A 20,540-nucleotide genomic window follows, 5' to 3' on the forward strand; every position below is an offset into this window, starting at 1 on the left:
AACCACCCCACCCGCGACAGACGCCCCCCCGCCAACCCTCTAGACTGCGAGGCTGTCACCCCCTGTTGGATCAAGGATCGCAATGACTCCCCGCTCAGCCCTTGGCGCCCTGCATATCGGCGCATTGATGTTTGGCCTCACTGGCGTATTCGGCAAGCTGGCGGCGGCCTCCCCCGCCATCATCGTATTTGGCCGGGCGGCGTTTGCCGTGCTGGCGCTGGCGGTATTCGCCCGCTTTGCCAGCAACGCTCCCTGGAAAAAACTGGAGATGCGTGACTGGCGCCGGCTGCTGGTCAGCGGTGTGTTGTTGGCCGCCCATTGGGTGACGTTCTTTATTGCCGTCAAGGTCGCGGGCGTGGCTGTGGCGACCCTGGGTTTCACCGCGTTTCCGGCCTTTACGGTGATCCTTGAGGGACTGATTTTCCGCGAGCGTATTCGGGCCAACGAAGTGCTGCTGGTGGTGCTGGTCACCGTTGGCCTGGTGCTTGTGACCCCGAATTTCAATCTCGCCAGCGAAGCTACGGGCGGCCTGCTATGCGGTATCGCCTCGGGCCTGTTGTTCTCGTTGTTGTCGCTGAACAATCGCGCCAGTTCCGGGCGCATTCCTGCGGTACAGGCCGCGCTGTGCCAGAACGTCGTGGTCGCCGCGCTCCTGCTGCCCGTGGCCGCGCCGGGGCTGGCGCAGGTGCGTGGGATAGATTGGCTGTGGATCGGGCTGCTGGGGGTGTTTTGTACTGGCTTGGCCCACAGTCTGTTTGTCGCCAGCCTCGCGGTGATCAAGGCGCGCACCGCGTCGGTGGTGTTTGCCATGGAGCCGGTCTACGGCATCACCGTGGCCTGGCTGCTGTTTGCCGAAACCCCGACCCTGCGCATGCTGCTGGGCGGCGCCTTGATCATCGTCGCCATCGTGCTTTCGGGCCTGATGGGCAGCGCCAGCCAGGCCAAACAACCGGCGCCGGCCTGATTTCAGGCGGCACGGTCGTTATGCCCGAGGTCGCGTTGGGGGTCGATCTGGTCGCGCACTCGCTGCTTGAGCACCTTGACCTCGGGAAAACCGCCATCGGCCTTGCGCTCCCAAATCTGCACGCCATCATAGGTGATGCGAAACGCGCCGCCGGTGGCCGGTTCCAGCGCCACGCGCCCCAGGTCATCGGCAAAGGTGCTGAGCAACTCCTGGGCCAACCACGCGGCGCGCAGCAACCACTGACACTGGGTGCAATAGGTGATAACGATCTCGGGTTTGCATGCAGACATCATTAAGCGGCTCCTGGCGTAACAGGCTCAGCGAATCGGGTGGCTATAATAGCGGCCTTTGTCGCCCAGCCACGAGATTGATGATGCGCCGCCTGCTGTCTTGCCTGTTCCTGTGCCTTGTCCCCCTACTTGCCGACGCTGTAGAAGCCCCCCGCCCGAAAATCGGCCTGGTGCTGTCTGGCGGTGCCGCCCGTGGCCTGGCGCATATCGGCGTACTCAAGGCGCTTGAAGAGCAAGGGATTCATATCGATGCGATTGCCGGCACCAGCATGGGTGCGGTGATTGGCGGGTTGTACGCGTCGGGCTACAAGATCGACGAGCTGGAGAAATTGGCGCTGGGGATCGACTGGCAGCAGGCCCTGTCCGACGCGCCACCGCGTGAAGACGTACCGTTTCGGCGCAAGCAGGATGACCGGGATTTCCTGGTCAAACAAAAACTCAGTTTCCGCGACGATGGCAGCCTCGGCCTGCCGCTGGGCGTGATCCAGGGTCAGAACCTTGCACTGTTGCTGGAGAGCATGTTCGCCCACAGCAGCAACACGCGTAACTTCGACAAGCTGCCGATCCCTTTCCGCGCCGTAGCCACCGACATCACCACTGGCGAAAAAGTGGTGTTCAGCAAAGGCCACCTGCCCCAGGTGATCCGCGCCAGCATGTCGATCCCTGCGGTGTTCGCCCCGGTGGAGCTGGATGGCCGCCTGCTGGTGGACGGCGGCATGACCGACAACATCCCGTTGGACGTGGCGCGGGAGATGGGCGTCGACATCGCCATCGTGGTCGACATCGGCACCCCGCTGCGCTCGCGCAAGCAACTGGCCACCGTGGTGGACGTGCTCAACCAGTCCATCACCCTGATGACCCGGCGCAACTCCGAGGAGCAACTCAAGGCCCTGTACCCCAAGGACGTGTTGATCCAACCGCCGCTGGCCGCTTATGGCGTCACCGACTTCGGCCGCGCCAAGGACATGATCGAAGCCGGTTACCGCGCCACCCGTGCCCTCGACGTACGCCTGGCACACCTGCGCCCTGCCGAACCCATCGACGCCGACCTGATAGCTGCGCGCACGCCGGGCGAACGCACCCCGGTGATCACCGCAATCCAGGTGGAGAACGACTCCAAGGTCAGCGACGACGTTATCCGCTACTACATCCGCCAGGGCCTGGGAGAACCGCTGAACCTGGGCCGCCTGCAATCGGATATGGGCACCCTGTACGGCCTGGATTACTTCGAGCAGGTGCAATACCGCGTGGTAAAAAAAGGCCAGGACAACACCCTGGTAATCAGCGCACGCGGCAAGCGCAGCGGCACCGACTACCTGCGCCTGGGCTTGAACCTCTCGGACGACATGCGCGGCGACAGCGCCTTCAACCTCGGCGCCAGTTACCGCGTGAACGGCATCAACCGCCTCGGCGCGGAATGGCTGACGCGGGTGCAGATTGGTGATCGGCAGGAGCTGTACAGCGAGTTCTACCAACCCATGGACACCGGCTCACGCTACTTTGTGGCCCCCTACATCAGGGCCGAGGCACAGAACGTCGAGCTGATCCTGGACAACGACCCCATCTCCGAATACCGCCTGGAACGCTACGGCTTTGGTTTGAACGTGGGCCGACAGATCGGCAACAGCGGCGAGATCCGCTTTGGCGTAGGTGAAGCCTGGGGCAAGGCGGACGTGCGCATTGGCGACCGCGATCTACCGAGTGTGAGCTTCAGCGAAGGCTTCTATGAGCTCAAATACTCCTTCGATTCCCTGGACAACGTGTACTTCCCCCACAGCGGCGAAGACATCAGCCTGGCCTTTCGCGAGTTCGAACCCGGCCTGGGCTCGGACCAGCGCTACCGCCAATGGGAGTTCAAACTGGACAAGGCCATGAGCCACGGCCCGGACACCCTGATACTGGGCGGCCGCTATGGACGCACCCTGGATGATTCGGATGTGGTGATTTCCAGCTTTCTGCTGGGGGGCGCACGGCAATTGTCGGGCTTCCGCCAGGATGCGATTTCGGGGCAGAACATCAGCCTGATGCGCGCGGTGTACTTCCGCAGGCTCACTCCGCGCTCTTACCTGCCGCTGGACTTCCCGTTGTACCTGGGTGCATCCCTTGAACGGGGCCGGGCGTGGAACAACGATAACGAGTTCGACAGCGGCTATATCAACGCCGCGAGTATTTTCCTGGGGTTTGATACGCCATTGGGGCCGCTGAATTTCAGCTATGGGTTCAATGATGATAATCAGAAGGCGGTGTACTTGAACCTGGGCCAGACGTTCTAAAACTTTGCGCAAATCAAATGTGGGAGCGGGCTTGCTCGCGAATGCGGTCAATCAGCCACCTGATACATTGGCTGACACTCCACATTCGCGAGCAAGCCCGCTCCCACACTTTGATTGCTGTGTTGCTGAAGATCAGGACTTTTCCAGGTTCGCCAAGATGTGCTCATGCACCCGCATGCACACCCGCAGGTCTTCTTCATTCACGCCCACGAACAATTCATGGCGCAATGCCGTGGCGATGGTTTCGATCTGGTCGATCAGCGGTTGAGCCGTATCGCACAGCAGGATGCGTTTGGCGCGCCGGTCTTCCACCACGGCTTGGCGTTGTACCAGGCCCTGGCCTTCGAGGCTGTCGAGCAGACGCGCCAGGGTGGGCCCTTCCACGCCGACACTTTGGGCCAATTCACGCTGGGTGGGTGCTTCGACAAAACGGGCCAGGTGCAGCAGCACCAACCAGCGCGCCTGGGACAAGCCCAGCCCCGCCAGACGGCGGTCCAGTTCGGCGCGCCAACCTCGGGACATTTGCGCCAACTGCATGCCAAAACGGTGTTGATCGGTTAACGGCATAAAAAACTCGTGTTTAAGACTGAAAATAAAGTATGGCTAATTATTAGTCAGCTAAGCATGAGCCCTGCCCGTAGGCAAGGCCCGCTATGTACTGATTCGTTACATTGTCGTAATTGGCACACTAAATTTCGAATTCGGACTGCAAAGCGGCACGCACGCAGTACAAAACGCCTTCCGGAACACGCCCGGTAAACAACGGCGCAATCTCCGTGACAGCTGGCAATTCGCCTTCTCCATCGAGAAAGGCGTCCTGGATTTCACCGAGCAAATCCTCTGGCAAATCAAGAGCCTGCTCCAGGGACAATTGCTGCTTGCCGATGGCTTCGGCGAGCAAGGTGTACACGTTTTTTTCCGAGCATTGCAGCTGGCCGGCGATCTGGAGCGGGGTCATGCCGGCACGGGCCAGGCTGATCAGTTCGTGGCGAATATCGGCGATTTCCTTCGGCGCTTCGGCCTCGCCGCCGAGCACTTCCAGGAAGGCCTGGCCGTAGCGCTCCAGTTTGCGCGCGCCCACGCCGCTGACCCGGGCCATCTCGGCCATGGTGGTGGGCTGCTCGCGGAGCATCTCCAGCAAGGTGGAGTCGGGGAAGATAACGTAGGGTGGCACGCTGTGCTCCTGCGCCAGTTTGCGCCGCAGGGTGCGCAAGGCTTCCCATTGTTCGCGCTCCTCGCCCCGCACCAGTTGGCTGGCCTGGCTGGTGCTGCTGCTCTTGGCGGTGGTCTGCGGCTTGAGGTCGCGGCGCAGTTCCAGGCTTACTTCGCCCTTGAGCAAGGGCCGGCAACTGTCATTCAGGCGCAGCCCGCCGTAGCCCTCGATATCGATGTCGACCAGACCACGGGCAACCATCTGGCGAAACAGCGAACGCCACTCCCCTTCAGCCCGGGCCTTGCCGACACCGTACACCGAGAGTTTCTCGTGGCCGAAGCTGCGGATTTTTTCGTTGTCCTTGCCCAGCAGAACATCCACCAGATGGCCCACGCCATAGCGCTGGCCGGTGCGATAGATCGTCGACAACGCCTGGCGCGCCGGTTCGGTGGCGTCCCAGGTTTGCACGCCATCGATGCAGTTATCGCAGTGGCCGCAGGGTTCAGGCATGTCTTCGTCAAAATACGCCAGCAGGGTCTGGCGGCGGCAGCGGGTCTCTTCGCACAACGAGAGCATGGCGTCGAGCTTGTGCTGCTCCAGACGCTTGTGGCGCTCGTCGCCTTCGGAGTTCTGCAGCATCTGCTTGAGCATCACCACATCTTGCAGGCCGTACACCATCCAGGCATCCGCCGGCAGGCCATCACGGCCAGCACGCCCGGTTTCCTGGTAATAAGCCTCAAGGGACTTGGGCAGGTCCATGTGCGCCACGAAACGCACGTTGGATTTGTCGATACCCATGCCAAAGGCAATGGTCGCCACCATGATCAGGCCTTCCTCGTTCAGGAAGCGTTTTTGGTGCGCAGATCGCGTGTCATTGGGCAGGCCGGCGTGGTAAGGCAGCGCCGGGTAGCCTTGCTCACAGAGGAACGCGGCGACCTCGTCGACTTTCTTGCGCGACAGGCAGTACACGATGCCCGCATCACTGCGCCGTTCGGACAGGAACGCCAGCAACTGCTTGCGCGGCTGCTCCTTGGGCACGATGCGGTAGAAAATATTGGGCCGGTCAAAACTCGACAGGAAGCGCTCGGCGTTCTGCAAATGCAGGCGCTCGACGATCTCTTCGCGGGTCCGCTTGTCAGCGGTGGCGGTCAGCGCAATGCGCGGCACATCGGGAAACAGTTCGGCCAATTGGCCAAGCTGCAGGTATTCGCGACGGAAATCGTGACCCCATTGCGACACACAGTGGGCTTCGTCGATGGCAAACAGGGCGATCTCAAGGCTCTGCAAAAAGGCCAGCATGCGTGGCTGCACCAGGCGCTCCGGCGCCAGGTAAAGCATTTTCACTTCGCCACGCTTGATGCGCGCTGCCAGGTCGCGCTGCTGCTCGGCGCTGAGGGTGGAGTTCAACGACGCGGCAGCGACCCCGAGTTCTTCAAGGGTGGCGACCTGATCGTCCATCAGCGCAATCAGCGGCGACACCACCACGGCCAGGCCATTGCGCAACAGCGCCGGCACCTGGAAGCACAGCGACTTGCCGCCACCGGTAGGCATCAGTACCAGGGCATCGCCGCCACTGGCCACGCGCTCAATGATCGCACCCTGGCGGCCACGAAAACTGTCGTAGCCGAAGATGTCCTTGAGGACGCGTTGAGCCTGCTCGAGCATGTAAAACTCCAAAATGGTGCCGAAATCCCTCTATACAGGCTGGCCGAAAAAATCCGCGTTCACGAAAAATAATCCGTAAGCGAAGTTTTCCCGGATTGGCGCTGGGCCTGCAGGGGCATCACAAAACGCGGCAGTATACCCGAGCGTTATCCCCCAAAGGGCGCGACTGACGAATAGACGCACCAGGCTAAAACCGGGCAAATATGCCGTGCGGCTGGCCTGGGCGCTCAAGAAAGCCTAGAATTCAGCATCGTTTATTCCCAAGGTAGCCCTTCAATGTCCTTCGCTGAGCAACTAACCCGCCTGCAAGCCTTCCTCGACGCCGATGAGCTGCATGACGAGGCGCTGGACTACGTGGCCGCCCACGGCTACCTGACCGCCCTGTCGATCTGCTCCGACCCCGTCCCGGACCGTGAATGGATCGACGCGCTGTTCGCTGAAGAGCCTCACTACAGCGACGACGCCCAGCGCGAAGAAATCGAATCCACCCTGCTCGCCCTCAAAGCCCACATCGCCCGCCAACTGGCCTCCGACGAAGAGTTCGAGCTGCCGTGCGAGCTGGACCTGGGCGACGACCCGGATGACTCCGACCTGCGCGGCTGGTGCATCGGTTTCATGGAAGGCGTGTTCCTGCGCGAAGCCGCCTGGTTCGAAACCGCCGAAGAAGAAGTCAGTGAAATGCTGCTGCCGATCATGGTCGGTTCGGGCCTGTTCGAAGAGGAGGCAGAGTTCTCCGACATCGCCGCCGACGCCAACCTGATGGACGACATGATCGTGCAGATCCCGGAAGCCCTGACCGCCCTGTACCTGCTGTGCAACGCGCCCGACGAAAAACCGGCGATCCTCAAGCCACGTCACCACTGAGTCGCTTGCCCGTGGCACCCATGGGCAACCGTCCACTGCTCCTGCGCTACGCGCTGCTGGCCATTGGCTGGCTAAGCGTAGCGCTAGGCGTCATCGGTATTTTCCTGCCGGTGTTGCCGACCACACCCTTCCTGCTGCTCGCCGCCGCCTGCTTCGCTCGCAGCTCCCCGCGCTTCTACCACTGGCTGGTGGAACACCCGCGCCTGGGGCCCTGGGTGCGCGACTACCTGGACGGCAATGGCATCCCGCTCAAAGGCAAGGTCTACGCCATTGGCTTGATGTGGTTGAGCATCTCGATCTCCTGCTACCTGGTGCCACTGCCCTGGGCACGGGGCTTTATGCTGACCAGTGCGGTGCTGGTGACGATCTACATCCTGCGCCAGAAAACCCTGCCACCGCGCTGAGCGCCGCCTGCGACATTCGATCCCACACGACCTTGGTCGACACTGACTAACACCAGGCATCATGCGAGACTGTCCAACCGGGCCTGGAATGCCCGGGTGTTCTTATGCTCGGAGTTACCATGACGCTGTCCAGCGGGCTGATCGCCGCCGTTGCCCTGGCCTATATGGCCACCATGTTTGCCATCGCCTTTTACGGTGACCGCCGCCATGCGCCGCTGCCGCCGCGCGTGCGTGCCTGGGTGTATAGCCTGTCGCTGGCGGTGTACTGCACCAGTTGGACCTTCTTCGGCGCCGTGGGCCAAGCGGCCGAACAACTGTGGGCATTCTTGCCGATCTACCTGGGGCCCGTGCTGTTGCTGGTGCTGGCCCCCTGGGTGCTGCAGAAGATGATCCTGATCAGCAAGCAGGAAAACATCACCTCCATCGCCGACTTTATCGCCGCCCGTTACGGCAAGTCCCAGTCCCTGGCGGTGGTGGTGGCGCTGATTTGCCTGGTCGGCGTACTGCCCTATATCGCGCTGCAGCTCAAAGGCATTGTGCTGGGCGTGAACCTGCTGATCGGCGCCGGCCCCGACACCACCGGCACCCGCGCCCAGGACACGGCCTTGATTGTGTCGCTGGTATTGGCGCTGTTTACCATCGTGTTCGGCACGCGCAACCTCGACGCCACCGAACACCACCGCGGCATGGTGCTGGCGATTGCCTTTGAGTCGCTGGTCAAGCTGTTCGCTTTTCTTGCCGTCGGTGCGTTTGTCACCTACGGCTTGTACGACGGTTTCGGCGACCTGTTCAGCCAGGCCATGCTCGCCCCGCGCCTGGAGGAGTACTGGAAAGAGACCATCAACTGGCCATCGATGGTGGTGCAGACCGGCGTCGCCATGATGGCGATCATCTGCCTGCCACGACAATTTCATGTGACGGTGGTGGAGAACATCGACCCCCAGGATTTGCGCCTGGCCAAGTGGGTGTTCCCGGCTTACTTGATCCTCGCGGCACTGTTCGTGGTGCCCATCGCCCTGGGCGGCAAGATGCTGTTGCCAAGCTCAGTGCTGCCGGACTCCTATGTGATCAGCCTGCCGATGGCCGAGGCGCACCCGGCGCTCGCGGTGCTGGCGTTTATTGGCGGTGCGTCGGCGGCCACCGGCATGGTGATCGTGGCGAGTATCGCCTTGTCGACCATGGTCTCCAACGACATGCTGCTGCCGTGGCTGTTGCGCCGGTCCAGCGCCGAACGGCCATTCGAAGTCTTCCGCCACTGGATGCTGTCGGTGCGCCGGGTGAGCATTGTGATCATCCTGCTGCTGGCGTACGTGAGCTACCGCTTGCTGGGCTCCACCGCCAGCCTGGCGACCATCGGCCAGATCGCCTTTGCCGCCGTGACCCAACTGGCCCCGGCGATGCTCGGTGCGCTGTATTGGAAGCAAGCCAACCGGCGTGGGGTGTTTGCCGGTTTGGCCGCCGGTACCTTCTTGTGGTTCTACACTTTGGTCCTGCCGGTGACGGCGAAAAGTCTGGGCTGGTCGCTCAACCTTTTCCCCGGCCTGACCTGGATGCACTCCCACCCGTTCGGGCTGTCGGTAACCTCGCTGACCCTGGGCACTGTGTTCTCCCTGGCCGGTAACTTCACCCTCTTCGTGTGGGTGTCGATGCTGTCGCGCACACGGGTTTCCGAGCACTGGCAGGCAGGTCGTTTTATCGGCCAGGAAATCAGCCAGCGCGCGAGTGCGCGTTCCATGCTGTCGGTACAGATCAGCGACCTGCTCAGCCTGGCGGCACGTTTCGTCGGGGAAGAACGGGCCCAGCAGAGTTTTATTCGCTTCGCCTATCGCCAGGGCAAAGGCTTCAACCCCAACCAGAATGCCGATAACGATTGGATCGCCCACACCGAACGCTTGCTGGCCGGCGTACTCGGCGCCTCCTCGACGCGGGCGGTGGTGAAAGCGGCGATTGAAGGGCGGGAAATGCAGCTGGAGGACGTGGTCCGTATCGCCGACGAAGCCTCCGAAGTGCTGCAGTTCAACCGCGCCCTGCTGCAAGGCGCCATCGAGAACATCACCCAGGGCATCAGCGTGGTGGACCAGTCGCTCAAGCTGGTGGCCTGGAACCGGCGTTACCTGGAACTGTTCAACTACCCGGACGGCTTGATCAGCGTTGGCCGGCCCATTGCAGACATCATTCGCTACAACGCCGAGCGCGGCCTGTGTGGCCCCGGTGAAGCGCAAGTGCACGTGGCGCGTCGCCTGCACTGGATGCGCCAGGGGCGTGCCCACACCTCCGAGCGCCTGTTCCCCAATGGCCGAGTGATCGAGTTGATCGGCAACCCGATGCCCGGTGGCGGGTTTGTCATGAGTTTCACAGACATCACCGCGTTCCGCGAAGCCGAACAAGCGCTGACCGAGGCCAACGAGGGCCTGGAGCAGCGGGTGACCGAGCGCACCCATGAACTGTCGCAACTGAACGTGGCCCTCACCGACGCCAAGGGCGTGGCCGAATCCGCCAGCCAGTCGAAGACGCGGTTCCTGGCGGCCGTGAGCCATGACCTGATGCAGCCGCTGAACGCTGCGCGGCTGTTTTCCGCCGCCCTCTCCCACCAGACCGATGGCCTGTCCGGCGAAGCACGGCAGCTGGTGCAACACCTGGACAGCTCGCTGCGCTCGGCTGAAGACTTGATCAGTGATTTGCTGGATATTTCGCGCCTGGAAAACGGCAAGATCAATCCGCAGCGCCAGCCCTTTGTCCTCAACGAGCTGTTCGACACCCTGGGCGCAGAATTCAAGGCACTGGCCCAGGAGCAACACTTACGCTTCCGCTGGCGCGGCAGCCGTATGCGGGTGGACAGCGACATCAAGCTGCTGCGGCGGATTTTGCAGAACTTTCTGACCAATGCCTTCCGTTATGCCGACGGCCCGGTGCTGCTGGGCGTACGTCGTCGCAAGGGCGAACTGTGCCTGGAGGTCTGGGACCGTGGCCCTGGCATTGCGCCGGATAAACAAAAGGTGATCTTCGAAGAGTTCAAGCGCCTGGATAGCCACCAGACCCGAGCCGAAAAGGGCCTGGGCCTGGGCCTGGCGATTGCCGACGGCCTGTGCCGCGTACTGGGCCATCGCCTGAGCGTGCGCTCCTGGCCGGGCAAAGGCAGCGTCTTCAGCGTGTGCGTGCCGCTGGCCCGCAACCAGGCCAGCGTGCAACCCAAGGCGCCGGCAGAAACCGGCCTGCCCTTGAGTGGCGCACGGGTGCTGTGCGTGGATAACGAAGACAGCATCCTGATCGGCATGCGCAGCCTGCTCACGCGCTGGGGCTGTGAAGTCTGGACAGCCGCCAACCAGGCCGAATGCGCGGCATTGCTGGCCGAGGGTATCCGCCCGCAACTGGCGTTGGTGGATTACCACCTGGACCACGGCGAAACCGGTACCGAGTTGATGGGCTGGTTGCGTGCGCAACTGGCCGAGCCGATTCCCGGTGTGGTGATCAGTGCCGATGGGCGACCGGAGATGGTGGCCGAGGTGCATGGGGCGGGGTTGGATTACTTGGCCAAACCGGTGAAGCCGGCGGCGTTGAGGGCGCTGTTGAGCAGGCATTTGCCCCTGTAACGGCATAGGTATCTGCACAACTTCGGTATGACGCCGAACCTGTGGCGAGGGAGCTTGCTCCCGCGATGGCCTGACAGCTGACGCATATCCATCTGACGCTCCGAAATCCAAATGTGGGAGCTGGCTTGCCTGCGAAGACGGCCTCACAGTCAACACAGTTGGACCGGGTACATATCCGTTATTTAGGTAACGGCCACTTAGGGTTCCGCCCTGACGGCGGCTCACTTTTGAGAAGCGCAAAAGTAAGCAAAACGCTCTTGCCCCACCACTCGGCACCTCGCCTAGGCTCGGTGTGCCCGTAATCCGCCAGTGATTTGGGGGGCCGCCGCCACGCGCCATCCATGGCGCGGGGCGGCTAAACCGGCATCCCTGCCGGTTTACCCCCCAAATCCCTGTCGAATTCCGGCCAGCGTGGTTTAACGGGGCGCTTAAGATCAAGATCACAAGCAGATCAAGATCAAGGGCGGCTCGCTTCGCATCGTGGTTACCGTTGAGCGCTGCATAGTTGTAGATAACTATGCCTATGACGGGGCTGAACTCGATCTATGTGTGGGAGCGGGCTTGCTCGCGAAAGCGGTGTTTCAGTGTTAGATGTGCTGGCTGACATTACGCTTTCGCGAGCAAGCCCGCTCCCACAATTTAGGTCCGTGTTTATTCCGGGAGATGCGCCACGCCGTCCGAATCGGTCATTGCCCGCTCCAGCAGATCTGCCGGCAAGCTCTTACTGGCGCGGGCGCCGAGCAATCTTAATTGCTCGGTACGGCTGACCAGGTTCCCCCGCCCATCCGTCAGCTTGTTGCGTGCCGCGCTGTAGGCCTTGTCCAACTGTTGCAGTCGGTTGCCCACTTCGTCCAGGTCCTGGATAAACAGCACGAACTTGTCATACAGCCAGCCGGCACGCTCGGCAATTTCCCGGCCGTTCTGGCTCTGGCGTTCCTGCTTCCAGAGGCTGTCGATCACGCGCAGGGTGGCGAGCAAGGTGGTGGGGCTGACGATCACGATATGGCGGTCGAAGGCTTCCTGGAACAGGTTGGGCTCGGCCTGCAATGCCGCGGAAAAGGCGGCCTCGATCGGTACGAACAGCAGCACGAAATCCAGGCTGTGCAAACCCTCCAGGCGCTTGTAGTCCTTGCCGGCCAAGCCTTTGACATGATTGCGCAGGGACAGCACGTGCTGCTTCAAGGCGGCCTGGCCAATCACCTCGTCATCCGCCGCAACGTACTGTTGATAGGCGGTCAAGCTGACTTTGGAGTCGACCACCACCTGCTTGTCGCCCGGCAACATGATCAGCACGTCAGGCTGGAAACGCTCGCCGTCCGGGCCTTTGAGGCTGACCTGGGTCTGGTATTCACGGCCCTTCTCCAGGCCGGCGTGCTCCAGCACCCGCTCAAGAATCAGCTCGCCCCAGTTGCCCTGGGTTTTCTGGCCCTTGAGGGCGCGGGTCAGGTTGGTGGCTTCGTCCGACAGGCGCAGGTTCAATTGCTGCAGGCGCTCAAGCTCTTTGGCCAGGGAAAAGCGCTCACGGGCTTCGTTCTGATAGCTTTCTTCGACACGCTTCTCGAAGGACTGGATACGTTCCTTGAGCGGGTCGAGCAGTTGGCCGAGGCGTTCCTGGCTGGTTTCGGCAAAGCGTTGCTCACGTTCGTCGAAGATCTTGCCGGCCAGCTCGGCAAATTGCGCACGCAGCTCGTCCCGTGAGCCTTGCAGGTCGGTGAGGCGTTGCTGATGACTCTCTTGCTGCTCGCGCAATTCGGCGCTCAGGGCCGCGGCCAAGGCGTCGAGGCGCCGCAGTTCGGTTTCCTTGGCGCTGCGGTCGAGGTTCCAGGCGTGCGCGGCGTCGCGGGCGTTATCGCGGTCGATCTGCAACAGCTCGACTTCACGGCGCAGCGCCGCCAGGTCGGCTTGCTTGGCAGCATTGGCCTGGCTCAGGTCACTGATCTCATCGCGGCTGGCGTCCAGTTGGGCGGCGAGCCCTTCCTGGGCCAGTTGTGCAGTCGCCAGGCGCTCCTCCAACAGCTCCCAGCCGGTGGTGCGCGCGGTCAGGCGCCGCTGGAGTTGCCAGCACAGCGCCAGTAGCGGCACGGCTGCGCCCACAAGACCCAAGGCGATACTGGTCCAGTCAAACACCATAGCCATTTCTGCCATCACCGAAAAAGATCAAGGGTAACCAAGCCTAAGGCCGGAGGACAGCTCAGTCTTCGACCTGGCCCAGTTCGCGCTGGGCGCGACGGTCGCCGGCGCGAGCAGCCGAACGCAACAAATCGTGGCCGATGCGCCGGTCACGGGCGTTTCCGCACTCGCGGCACATCAGTTGGCCAAGACGGCTCTGAGCGGCCACCACGCCTTCCCGGGCAGGCTGCTTGAGCAAGCGTCCAGCAAGATGCTTGATATTGGTACTCTGCCCCAGGCGCGGGCTGTCGAGCAGCCACAAAGCGACCTTCAAGGAAAAACGCTTGGGTGCGGTAACAGTTTGGGGCGTGTCGGTAACAGAAGGTGATACTGAGCGAAACTTCATAAAGCACTGTGGGGCAGAACGGAAGGCGCGCCACTCTACTCTTTTTTTCGTACAGGTAAAGCTGAAAAAACCCTGCACGCCCGTCCTAGAGCAAGCGCTCGGGACAATCCACAGAAGCTGTGGATAACTCAGTGGACAACCCCCCTTGAACAGGCGCAAAGCCCCATGGAACGGGGGCCGCAGTCAAACTGACGATTTTTTCACCAATAAAAAAAAGCGAGATTTTTCATTGACTTAAATTTTGATTACAGGCAAATGGGCGCACTTGCACACCCGTGACAGCAGGGTTACACCCTTGGCCACGAATGTGCACAAGTCCCGATCGGCTGGTTATATCGTCGGCGTTTTTTGATTCAACACCGGTTAAACATGTTACTGAGCGGGCAAACCCAAGGGCTTTTCAAATCTGCCTCGGCTCGCCACACTGCGCCACCGCCAATGCAAACCAGTAGGGCCGATGAAAGGAATTCTGTTATTCGCTGGGCTGCTGCTGGCCATCTGCGCGACCTCGCTTGGGATCAATGCCGCGCTCCCCTCGCCGGACGGCGCACTGTTTGCTATTGCTATCCTGCTATCGGCCGCCTTTACCGCCGTGATTCTGTGCATCGAACTCAGTGATGGCAGAATCAACGACATGGGCGATGTGATCCGCATGATCGAGACCGGGCAGTCCTTGCGGTTGACGCTCGCCGCCTACGGGTTGGGGTGCGCCCTGGCAGCGTCCATGACCGTGCTGGTGTATCGCGAGTTGCTCGGCGGCTGATCGAAGTTTTTTTGCAATCAGCCTTCCCTTCCCTGCTTCAATCCGTTACTATCCGCGGCGTTAGTACCAAGCTGAAAGTCAATTCTGGTCGAACACGTCCCCTGAACCACATGGGATCGACCACCTCGATGGTTTCCAGGTATTCCTTGCGACGACACTGCCTTTGAACAAACAAAGGGTGGCGCGAAGTTCCAATACTCTGACCGAACCAACCTGCAAATTGATCAGGATCTTCACCCCGGGCCCAGAACCTTTGCCCCTGTTGTGTTGCCTGCCCTCCTAAGTACCTACCTGCCAGCCCAAGCGCGCCTAATTTAATAGCGCTTCAAACTGGCTGCTTTGTTCCAGTCGGGTTCTTCGTTTGATCAATGGTGATCAGCGTTACTGGAACGTTTTAACGTTGCACGGTTCTTATCCGTGTCATTTGTAGGAACACCAATAATATGAACGCTCAAATCCACACTCAGGATGCCATTCGCACCCTCACCAACGCTTTTGCCCCAATGAACTGCCTGATCATGGCCGCTCGCAAAGGCTGCTTCAGCTTCACCCTGGTCAACGAACACGGCATCGCTCGTCACAGCGAACGCCTGTACCCCGATCAATACTCCAGCGCAGAACCGCTGCAGGCCGTGATCGATCGTACCCGTCAGGCACTGACTGCCTGATCGACCCGCGTCGCTGAAACTCAAAAAACCCTGTTTGAATAACAGGGTTTTTTATTGCCTGGAATTTGGCCTTGAGCCGGTGGCGCTAAGTACAAATCGATATAAACGTTATAACCGGTTGCAGAAGATGTTTTAAAAACAGTCCTTTACATCGTGAATATGACACTACACTTCAACTCAAGCGGCATGATCCGCTTACGACGGGCCTGAGATCCGATTCACCGCTGCCAAGCTCCCCTTCTCAGGCTCGTCCACTCTTTGCACGGACTGAGGCTCGTATGGGTATTGCCGCCAGTGAATTGTGTCGTTATGTGATCCGGCCGACGCTGATGTACCTCGGCCGTCACAGCCCAACAGCCGAATCCCTGTTGCTGGGCATTGCCGCCAGCCAGTCAGAACTGGGCTCGGCGCTGCATGACCGCCGCGGCCATGGCCTTTACAGCATCACTGAACCCCGCCACCGCGCCCTCTGGGATGGCTACCTGGCCTTGGACCCGGAACGCGCCAGCCTGGTGCGTGGGCTAGCCAGCCAACATGCGTTCCTCAGCGCGCCCCAGTTGGAGTTGACGGTAAATCTGCGCTACGCCACGGCGATCGCCTGGCTGTTGGTGGAACAACATCGTCCTGCCCTGCCCGCGCCCGGCGATGTACTGGCCATGGCGCGTATCTGGAAAGAAATATTCCACCCCCAGGGCCGCCTGCGAGATTTCACTCAAGCCTGGCAAACCTGTGTAAGCCCAATGAAACAGGCAACTTGTTGACCGGGCAAATTGCAAGATTCGGCAAAAAACGGCAATTTTGGTCGGATTGTCCTACAAAACCGCTCTATCTCCAGCATTACAGCCTATAGCGCGATCTGAAATTTATTGATACTTTCCGCAGCGGTGATCACACGGAGTTCTAATAATGAAAAAAGTAATGCTCAAGACCACACTTAGCCTCGCCGTTGCCATGGCATCCTCCCAACTGTTCGCCAGCGGCTTTGCGCTCAACGAACAGAGCGTGAGCGGGATGGGTACCGGTTTCGCAGGTCGCTCTTCCTCTGCCGATGATGCGAGCACTGTGTTCGGTAACCCTGCTGGTATGGCGCGCCTGGAAGGCCAACAGATCACTGGTGGCGTTGCAGCCATTGATGCCTCCACCGATATCAGCAATGTCAGCGGCCGCTCCGCTGGCAGCAATAAAGGCGATATGGTGCCTTTCACTGCCGTGCCTTTCGGTTTCTACACCAATAAACTTAACGACCAGTGGGCTGTCGGCTTCGGCGTCTATGCGCCGTTCGGCCTGGTGACCGACTACGAAAGCGGCTTCCAGGGCCGTGGCTTTGGCAGCAAGAGCGAAGTGAAAGTCATCACTTTGCAACCGACCGTCAGCTACGCCTTCAACGATCGCGTTTCCGTAGGTTTCGGCCCGACCATCAACCGCATTGCCGGTACCCTGGAATCGGACCTGACGCTGAACCCTCGCGCGCCAGACACCAATATCAAGATTAAGGGTGACGACACCGCACTGGGCTTCAACATCGGCGTGCTGGTTCAAGCCACCGATACCACCCGTGTCGGCCTGACCTACCACTCCAAGGTCAGCTACAAGCTGGACGGCCACACCGAAGTCACCGCACCGACCGCGACCTCGCCGTTCCTGCGCAGCAACCGCTACGACGCTTCGCTGAAAATCGACACCCCTGAGTCCTACGACCTGTCCGTCACTCAAGACCTGACCGACGCGTGGAAACTCTACGCCGGTGCAACCTGGACACGCTGGAGCCGCCTGAAAGACATCACCGTCAAGAACGAAGGCGTCAGCGGCGCTACTGGCGGCGCGCTTGCCCCAGGCCTGGTCAGCACGATCAAGGAAGACCAGAACTGGCACGACACCTGGGCTTACGCCGTGGGTACCTCGTACCAGCTCACCAAGCAGGTGGTGCTGCGTACCGGCCTGACGTTCGACCAGTCGCCGACCAACAACACGGATCGCTCGCCGCGTATCCCGACCGGCGACCGTACGATCTTCAGCCTGGGCCTGGGCTACCAGGTCATGGATAACATGACCATTGACCTGGCCTACTCCTACCTGAAGGAAGAGGACGTCAAGGTTTCGCGTTCCAACCAATTGGCCAGCTACAACGCCAAGTATGAAAACAGCGCCAACGGTTTCGGCTTGGGCATGACCTACAAGTTCTAACCCGCAGCCGTATAAAAAAGCCCCGCTCTCCTGTGAAGGAGGCGGGGCTTTTGTTTGGCTGGCGGTCAGGGTTTGGAAGCCAATGCCTGTTCCACCGCCTTGATCAGCTCCGGACTGTCCGGCTTGGTCAGGCTGGAAAAACTGGCAACCACATTGCCCTGGCGATCCACCACATACTTGTAGAAGTTCCACTTCGGCGCCGCGTCGGCCTGCTGCGCAAGCACCTTGAACAGGTGCACCGCATCCGGCCCCTTGACCTTCTGCGGCTCGGTCATGGTGAAGGTCACGCCATAATTCACGTAGCAGACCTTGGCGGTTTCCTCACCGGTCTTGGCTTCCTGCTTGAAGTCATCGGACGGCACGCCAATCACTTCCAGGCCTTCGCCCTTGTAGCGCTGATATAACGCTTCCAAGCCTTTGAACTGCGGAGCAAAGCCGCAGAAGCTCGCTGTATTGACGATCACCAAGGGTTTGCCAGCGAATTGCTGGCACAGGTCGATGGATTCCTTGGCCCGCAGCTTGGGCAATTGGCCCTCCAGCAACGGTGGGCAACTGGCGGCCATCGCCACGCTGCCAATAGCCATCAGGACGGGTACAGCGAGCCAGCGCATCTGCATGTCAAAAGTCCTTGAGTCGGTTCAGACCCACAACTTAACAGATCGCCATGCCCAGTTGCATCAACGCCAGGCCGCCCCGCTGCCAGCCCCACCAGGCCAGCAGCAACAACACCATCCCCCCTGCCAACAGCATAAGACGCGCTGTCATGCTCATGCCGCCTCCATCTGCGCCTGTATACGTGCCACTGGCCGCTCACGCACCGGCCAATTCAGCGCGGCGGCGAGCAGGCTGAGCAAAATTGCCACCTGCCAGATCAAATCGTAGCTGCCGGTTCGATCATAGACCACCCCGCCCAGCCATCCGCCGAGGAAAGAGCCAAGCTGGTGGAACAGGAACACGATCCCGCCCAGCATCGAGAGGTTGCGCACACCAAACAGGGTCGCGACGGTGCCGTTGGTCAGCGGCACCGTGGACAACCACAAAAAGCCCATCGCCATGCCAAACAGATAGGCCGTGACTTCGGTGACCGGCGCCCACAGGAACAACACAATCACCACCGCCCTTAACAGGTACAAGCCGGTGAGCAGGCGCGGCTTGGACATGCGCCCACCGAGCCAACCCGCCGTATAGGTGCCAAATACGTTGAACAGGCCAATCAACGCCAGCACCGTGGTGCCCACCGTGGCCGGCAGGTGCTGGTCGACCAGGTACGCCGGCAAGTGCACACCGATGAACACCACTTGGAAACCGCAGACAAAAAAGCCGAAGGACAGCAGCCAGAAGCCGGAGTGAGAACAGGCTTCTTTGAGCGCCTCACCCAGGGTTTGCTGGCCCACTGTGACCGCCAGCGGCCGGTCCTTGAGCATGGCGACCAGCGGCAGGATCAGCGCCACCATCAAGCCCAGCGCCAGCAATGCTGCCGACCAGCCGAGCCAGCCAATCAGGCCGAGGGTGCCGGGCACCATGGCGAACTGGCCGAACGACCCCGCCGCACTGGCAATGCCCATGGCCATACTGCGTTTTTCGGGCGCTACGGCGCGGCCGACCACGCCGAGGATCACCGAGAACGAGGTGCCGGACAGGCCAATGCCAATCAGCAAGCCTGCGCTCAAAGACAGTGACCACGCGGAGTCGGACATGCCCATCAGCACCAGGCCAACGGCGTACAACACCCCGCCGACAAACACCGCCTTGGTCGCGCCGAAACGGTCGGCCAAGGCCCCGGTAAATGGCTGCGCCAAGCCCCAGATCAGGTTCTGCAAAGCGATGGCAAAGGCAAAGGTTTCACGCCCCCAACCGAATTCGCTGCTCATCGGCGCTAGAAACAGGCCAAAGCCATGCCGTACGCCCAAGGACAACGCCAGGATCAGCGCACTCCCTAAAAGGACCCAACCACTGGTGCGCCACATCGAGGTCATTTCTTATTCTCCGTTCGCGGGTATATACCCGCTTGTAGTCGAACAAACCGCCGTTCAGGCGAGTTCATCCAGCAAGGCCAACAACATTTCGCGCTTTTCGGCGCCCAGCTTATCAATCAGCTTTTGTTGCGCTGCTTCCCACGCCGGCAACGCAGCGGCCAGCCGTTCATGGCCGGCGTCAGTCAACACCACCAGGCGGTTGCGCAAATCGTCGCCCTCTACCAACTGCACCAGCCCATCACCTTCCAGGACGCGCAGGTTGCGCCCCAGGGTGCTGCGATCCAGGCCCATGGCGTCCGCCAGGCTGGAAATGCTCGGCTGGTCGAGACGCTGCAGGTTGCACAACAGAGAATACTGGGCAACGTTGATCCCGAAGCCGTCGAGAGCGCCGTCGTAGTGCCTGCTGACGCCACGGGCGGCGCGTCGCAGGTTGGTGCATAAACATTGGGAGGCAAGCATAGAGCGTGTATATACCCGGAGTTAACCAATTGCAAGAAAGCGTTACAACGCCAGCCCGACCAACACCACGACTTCAAGCAGCTCCAGCAGTGCGCCGGCGGTATCGCCCGTGGTGCCGCCCAGACGCTTGACCATCAACTGGCGCAGCCACACGAAACACAATGCCGCCAGCAACACCGCGATGCCGCCGTTGAAGCCGCCGATCAGGATACAGGCCAACCCGCTGAGGATCAGCACCTGTTGGCCGACAATTCGCGGCAAATGGTCTGACAGTGCCTGGCCCAAACCACCCGCACGCACGTAGCGCGTGGTGAGAAACAGCGCCAGCATCGAAGCGCGTCCGATCAAAGGCGCCAGGATCAAGGCGGCGCCATTGTGTTGTTCGATCAACGCCACCAAGGCGCTGAACTTGAGCAGCAGCACCAAGCCCAGGGTGACCACCGCAATCGGGCCGCTGCGCGGGTCTTTCATGATGCTGAGGGTGCGCTCGCGGTCGCCAAAGCCACCCAGCCAGGCATCGGCGCTGTCGGCCAGGCCGTCCAGGTGCAAGCCACCGCTGAGCAACACCCAGGCCGTGAGCAGCAACGCGGCATGCAACAGCAACGGTGCGCCCAGCAACACATGGTTAAGGCCCCATAGCAACACGCCGAACAGCAACCCTACCAGCGGATAAAACAGCAACGAACGGCCCAGCTCTTGAGGCTGCGGCATGCCCGGCAAGCGAATGGGCAGACTGCTGAGAAATTGCAGGGCGATCCAGAACGGCAGCATC

18 protein-coding genes are annotated in these 20,540 nt (G+C 61.0%); 9 read left to right on the plus strand and 9 right to left on the minus strand.

The features are described from left to right. Positions 1 to 82: 82 nt before the first annotated feature. On the plus strand, positions 83 to 964 hold the full coding sequence (locus N2A98_RS18745) for a DMT family transporter (RefSeq protein ID WP_275622489.1): 882 nt from the start codon (positions 83 to 85) through the stop codon (positions 962 to 964). Positions 965 to 966: 2 nt separating this feature from the next. On the opposite strand, the gene N2A98_RS18750 is transcribed toward N2A98_RS18745, so the two are convergent. Next, entirely contained in the window at positions 967 to 1,254 is a 288-nt protein-coding gene (locus tag N2A98_RS18750) for a SelT/SelW/SelH family protein (protein ID WP_275622490.1), read from the minus strand. 83 nt (positions 1,255 to 1,337) lie between these two features. Here N2A98_RS18750 and N2A98_RS18755 point away from each other — a divergent pair, with 83 nt between their 5' ends. After that, a complete protein-coding gene (locus N2A98_RS18755; protein WP_044268468.1) occupies positions 1,338 to 3,527 on the plus strand; it encodes a patatin-like phospholipase family protein in 2,190 nt (729 codons plus the stop codon). A gap of 132 nt (positions 3,528 to 3,659) precedes the next feature. On the opposite strand, the gene N2A98_RS18760 is transcribed toward N2A98_RS18755, so the two are convergent. Next, a complete protein-coding gene (locus N2A98_RS18760) occupies positions 3,660 to 4,094 on the minus strand; it encodes a MarR family transcriptional regulator (protein WP_003193007.1) in 435 nt (144 codons plus the stop codon). A gap of 121 nt (positions 4,095 to 4,215) precedes the next feature. Then, the gene (recQ, locus tag N2A98_RS18765; protein WP_047711510.1) at positions 4,216 to 6,345 is read right to left on the minus strand and encodes a DNA helicase RecQ; all 2,130 of its coding nucleotides are present in this window, start codon (positions 6,343 to 6,345) and stop codon (positions 4,216 to 4,218) included. 276 nt (positions 6,346 to 6,621) lie between these two features. On the opposite strand from recQ, the gene N2A98_RS18770 reads away from it, so the two are divergent. From N2A98_RS18770 to N2A98_RS18780, 3 genes are all read left to right on the plus strand, one after another. Then, entirely contained in the window at positions 6,622 to 7,209 is a 588-nt protein-coding gene (locus tag N2A98_RS18770) for a YecA family protein (protein WP_044268462.1), read from the plus strand. A 20-nt stretch (positions 7,210 to 7,229) separates the two neighbouring features. Further along, positions 7,230 to 7,613, plus strand: coding sequence for a YbaN family protein (locus N2A98_RS18775; protein ID WP_019818414.1), 384 nt, complete (start codon positions 7,230 to 7,232; stop codon positions 7,611 to 7,613). Positions 7,614 to 7,732: 119 nt separating this feature from the next. Further along, on the plus strand, positions 7,733 to 11,203 hold the full coding sequence (locus N2A98_RS18780) for a PAS domain-containing hybrid sensor histidine kinase/response regulator (RefSeq protein ID WP_275622491.1): 3,471 nt from the start codon (positions 7,733 to 7,735) through the stop codon (positions 11,201 to 11,203). 651 nt (positions 11,204 to 11,854) lie between these two features. On the opposite strand, the gene rmuC is transcribed toward N2A98_RS18780, so the two are convergent. Further along, entirely contained in the window at positions 11,855 to 13,219 is a 1,365-nt protein-coding gene (gene rmuC / locus N2A98_RS18785; protein WP_275623623.1) for a DNA recombination protein RmuC, read from the minus strand. A 175-nt stretch (positions 13,220 to 13,394) separates the two neighbouring features. Further along, the gene (locus tag N2A98_RS18790) at positions 13,395 to 13,718 is read right to left on the minus strand and encodes a hypothetical protein (protein ID WP_034128342.1); all 324 of its coding nucleotides are present in this window, start codon (positions 13,716 to 13,718) and stop codon (positions 13,395 to 13,397) included. A gap of 457 nt (positions 13,719 to 14,175) precedes the next feature. On the opposite strand from N2A98_RS18790, the gene N2A98_RS18795 reads away from it, so the two are divergent. From N2A98_RS18795 to N2A98_RS18810, 4 genes are all read left to right on the plus strand, one after another. Beyond that, the gene (locus tag N2A98_RS18795) at positions 14,176 to 14,481 is read left to right on the plus strand and encodes a hypothetical protein (protein ID WP_032895920.1); all 306 of its coding nucleotides are present in this window, start codon (positions 14,176 to 14,178) and stop codon (positions 14,479 to 14,481) included. 443 nt (positions 14,482 to 14,924) lie between these two features. Further along, complete coding sequence (locus tag N2A98_RS18800) at positions 14,925 to 15,149, plus strand: hypothetical protein (protein WP_003193022.1); 225 nt, start codon at positions 14,925 to 14,927, stop codon at positions 15,147 to 15,149. A gap of 278 nt (positions 15,150 to 15,427) precedes the next feature. Then, positions 15,428 to 15,910 carry a hypothetical protein gene (locus N2A98_RS18805; RefSeq protein ID WP_044268450.1) on the plus strand — a complete coding sequence of 161 codons (483 nt, stop codon included), beginning with the start codon at positions 15,428 to 15,430 and terminating at the stop codon, positions 15,908 to 15,910. Positions 15,911 to 16,055: 145 nt separating this feature from the next. Continuing rightward, entirely contained in the window at positions 16,056 to 17,333 is a 1,278-nt protein-coding gene (locus N2A98_RS18810; RefSeq protein WP_044268446.1) for an outer membrane protein transport protein, read from the plus strand. A 65-nt stretch (positions 17,334 to 17,398) separates the two neighbouring features. Here the strand turns inward: N2A98_RS18810 and N2A98_RS18815 are convergent, their stop codons facing one another. From N2A98_RS18815 to N2A98_RS18830, 4 genes are all read right to left on the minus strand, one after another. Next, positions 17,399 to 17,950, minus strand: a complete 552-nt coding sequence (locus tag N2A98_RS18815; RefSeq protein WP_044268443.1) for a redoxin domain-containing protein — start codon at positions 17,948 to 17,950, stop codon at positions 17,399 to 17,401. Positions 17,951 to 18,100: 150 nt separating this feature from the next. Beyond that, on the minus strand, positions 18,101 to 19,300 hold the full coding sequence (locus N2A98_RS18820) for an MFS transporter (protein WP_161975084.1): 1,200 nt from the start codon (positions 19,298 to 19,300) through the stop codon (positions 18,101 to 18,103). A gap of 63 nt (positions 19,301 to 19,363) precedes the next feature. Beyond that, positions 19,364 to 19,768 carry a MarR family transcriptional regulator gene (locus N2A98_RS18825; RefSeq protein WP_044268436.1) on the minus strand — a complete coding sequence of 135 codons (405 nt, stop codon included), beginning with the start codon at positions 19,766 to 19,768 and terminating at the stop codon, positions 19,364 to 19,366. A gap of 42 nt (positions 19,769 to 19,810) precedes the next feature. Next, entirely contained in the window at positions 19,811 to 20,539 is a 729-nt protein-coding gene (locus N2A98_RS18830) for an adenosylcobinamide-GDP ribazoletransferase (protein ID WP_078803581.1), read from the minus strand. Position 20,540 lies beyond the last annotated feature (1 nt).

It is taken from the genome of Pseudomonas sp. FJ2-5-13 (genome assembly GCF_029201605.1).
GTDB classification, from domain to species: domain Bacteria; phylum Pseudomonadota; class Gammaproteobacteria; order Pseudomonadales; family Pseudomonadaceae; genus Aquipseudomonas; species Aquipseudomonas lactis.

Excerpts from the sequence above, each read along its gene's own strand:
- N2A98_RS18745 (WP_275622489.1), top strand. The coding sequence starts at position 83 with ATGACTCCCCGCTCAGCCCTTGGCGCCCTGCATATCGGCGCATTGATG.
- N2A98_RS18750 (WP_275622490.1), bottom strand. The coding sequence starts at position 1,254 with ATGTCTGCATGCAAACCCGAGATCGTTATCACCTATTGCACCCAGTGT.
- N2A98_RS18755 (WP_044268468.1), top strand. The coding sequence starts at position 1,338 with ATGCGCCGCCTGCTGTCTTGCCTGTTCCTGTGCCTTGTCCCCCTACTT.
- N2A98_RS18760 (WP_003193007.1), bottom strand. The coding sequence starts at position 4,094 with ATGCCGTTAACCGATCAACACCGTTTTGGCATGCAGTTGGCGCAAATG.
- recQ (WP_047711510.1), bottom strand. The coding sequence starts at position 6,345 with ATGCTCGAGCAGGCTCAACGCGTCCTCAAGGACATCTTCGGCTACGAC.
- N2A98_RS18770 (WP_044268462.1), top strand. The coding sequence starts at position 6,622 with ATGTCCTTCGCTGAGCAACTAACCCGCCTGCAAGCCTTCCTCGACGCC.
- N2A98_RS18775 (WP_019818414.1), top strand. The coding sequence starts at position 7,230 with ATGGGCAACCGTCCACTGCTCCTGCGCTACGCGCTGCTGGCCATTGGC.
- N2A98_RS18780 (WP_275622491.1), top strand. The coding sequence starts at position 7,733 with ATGACGCTGTCCAGCGGGCTGATCGCCGCCGTTGCCCTGGCCTATATG.
- N2A98_RS18790 (WP_034128342.1), bottom strand. The coding sequence starts at position 13,718 with ATGAAGTTTCGCTCAGTATCACCTTCTGTTACCGACACGCCCCAAACT.
- N2A98_RS18795 (WP_032895920.1), top strand. The coding sequence starts at position 14,176 with ATGAAAGGAATTCTGTTATTCGCTGGGCTGCTGCTGGCCATCTGCGCG.
- N2A98_RS18800 (WP_003193022.1), top strand. The coding sequence starts at position 14,925 with ATGAACGCTCAAATCCACACTCAGGATGCCATTCGCACCCTCACCAAC.
- N2A98_RS18805 (WP_044268450.1), top strand. The coding sequence starts at position 15,428 with ATGGGTATTGCCGCCAGTGAATTGTGTCGTTATGTGATCCGGCCGACG.
- N2A98_RS18810 (WP_044268446.1), top strand. The coding sequence starts at position 16,056 with ATGAAAAAAGTAATGCTCAAGACCACACTTAGCCTCGCCGTTGCCATG.
- N2A98_RS18815 (WP_044268443.1), bottom strand. The coding sequence starts at position 17,950 with ATGCAGATGCGCTGGCTCGCTGTACCCGTCCTGATGGCTATTGGCAGC.
- N2A98_RS18820 (WP_161975084.1), bottom strand. The coding sequence starts at position 19,300 with ATGTGGCGCACCAGTGGTTGGGTCCTTTTAGGGAGTGCGCTGATCCTG.
- N2A98_RS18825 (WP_044268436.1), bottom strand. The coding sequence starts at position 19,768 with ATGCTTGCCTCCCAATGTTTATGCACCAACCTGCGACGCGCCGCCCGT.
- N2A98_RS18830 (WP_078803581.1), bottom strand. The coding sequence starts at position 20,539 with ATGCTGCCGTTCTGGATCGCCCTGCAATTTCTCAGCAGTCTGCCCATT.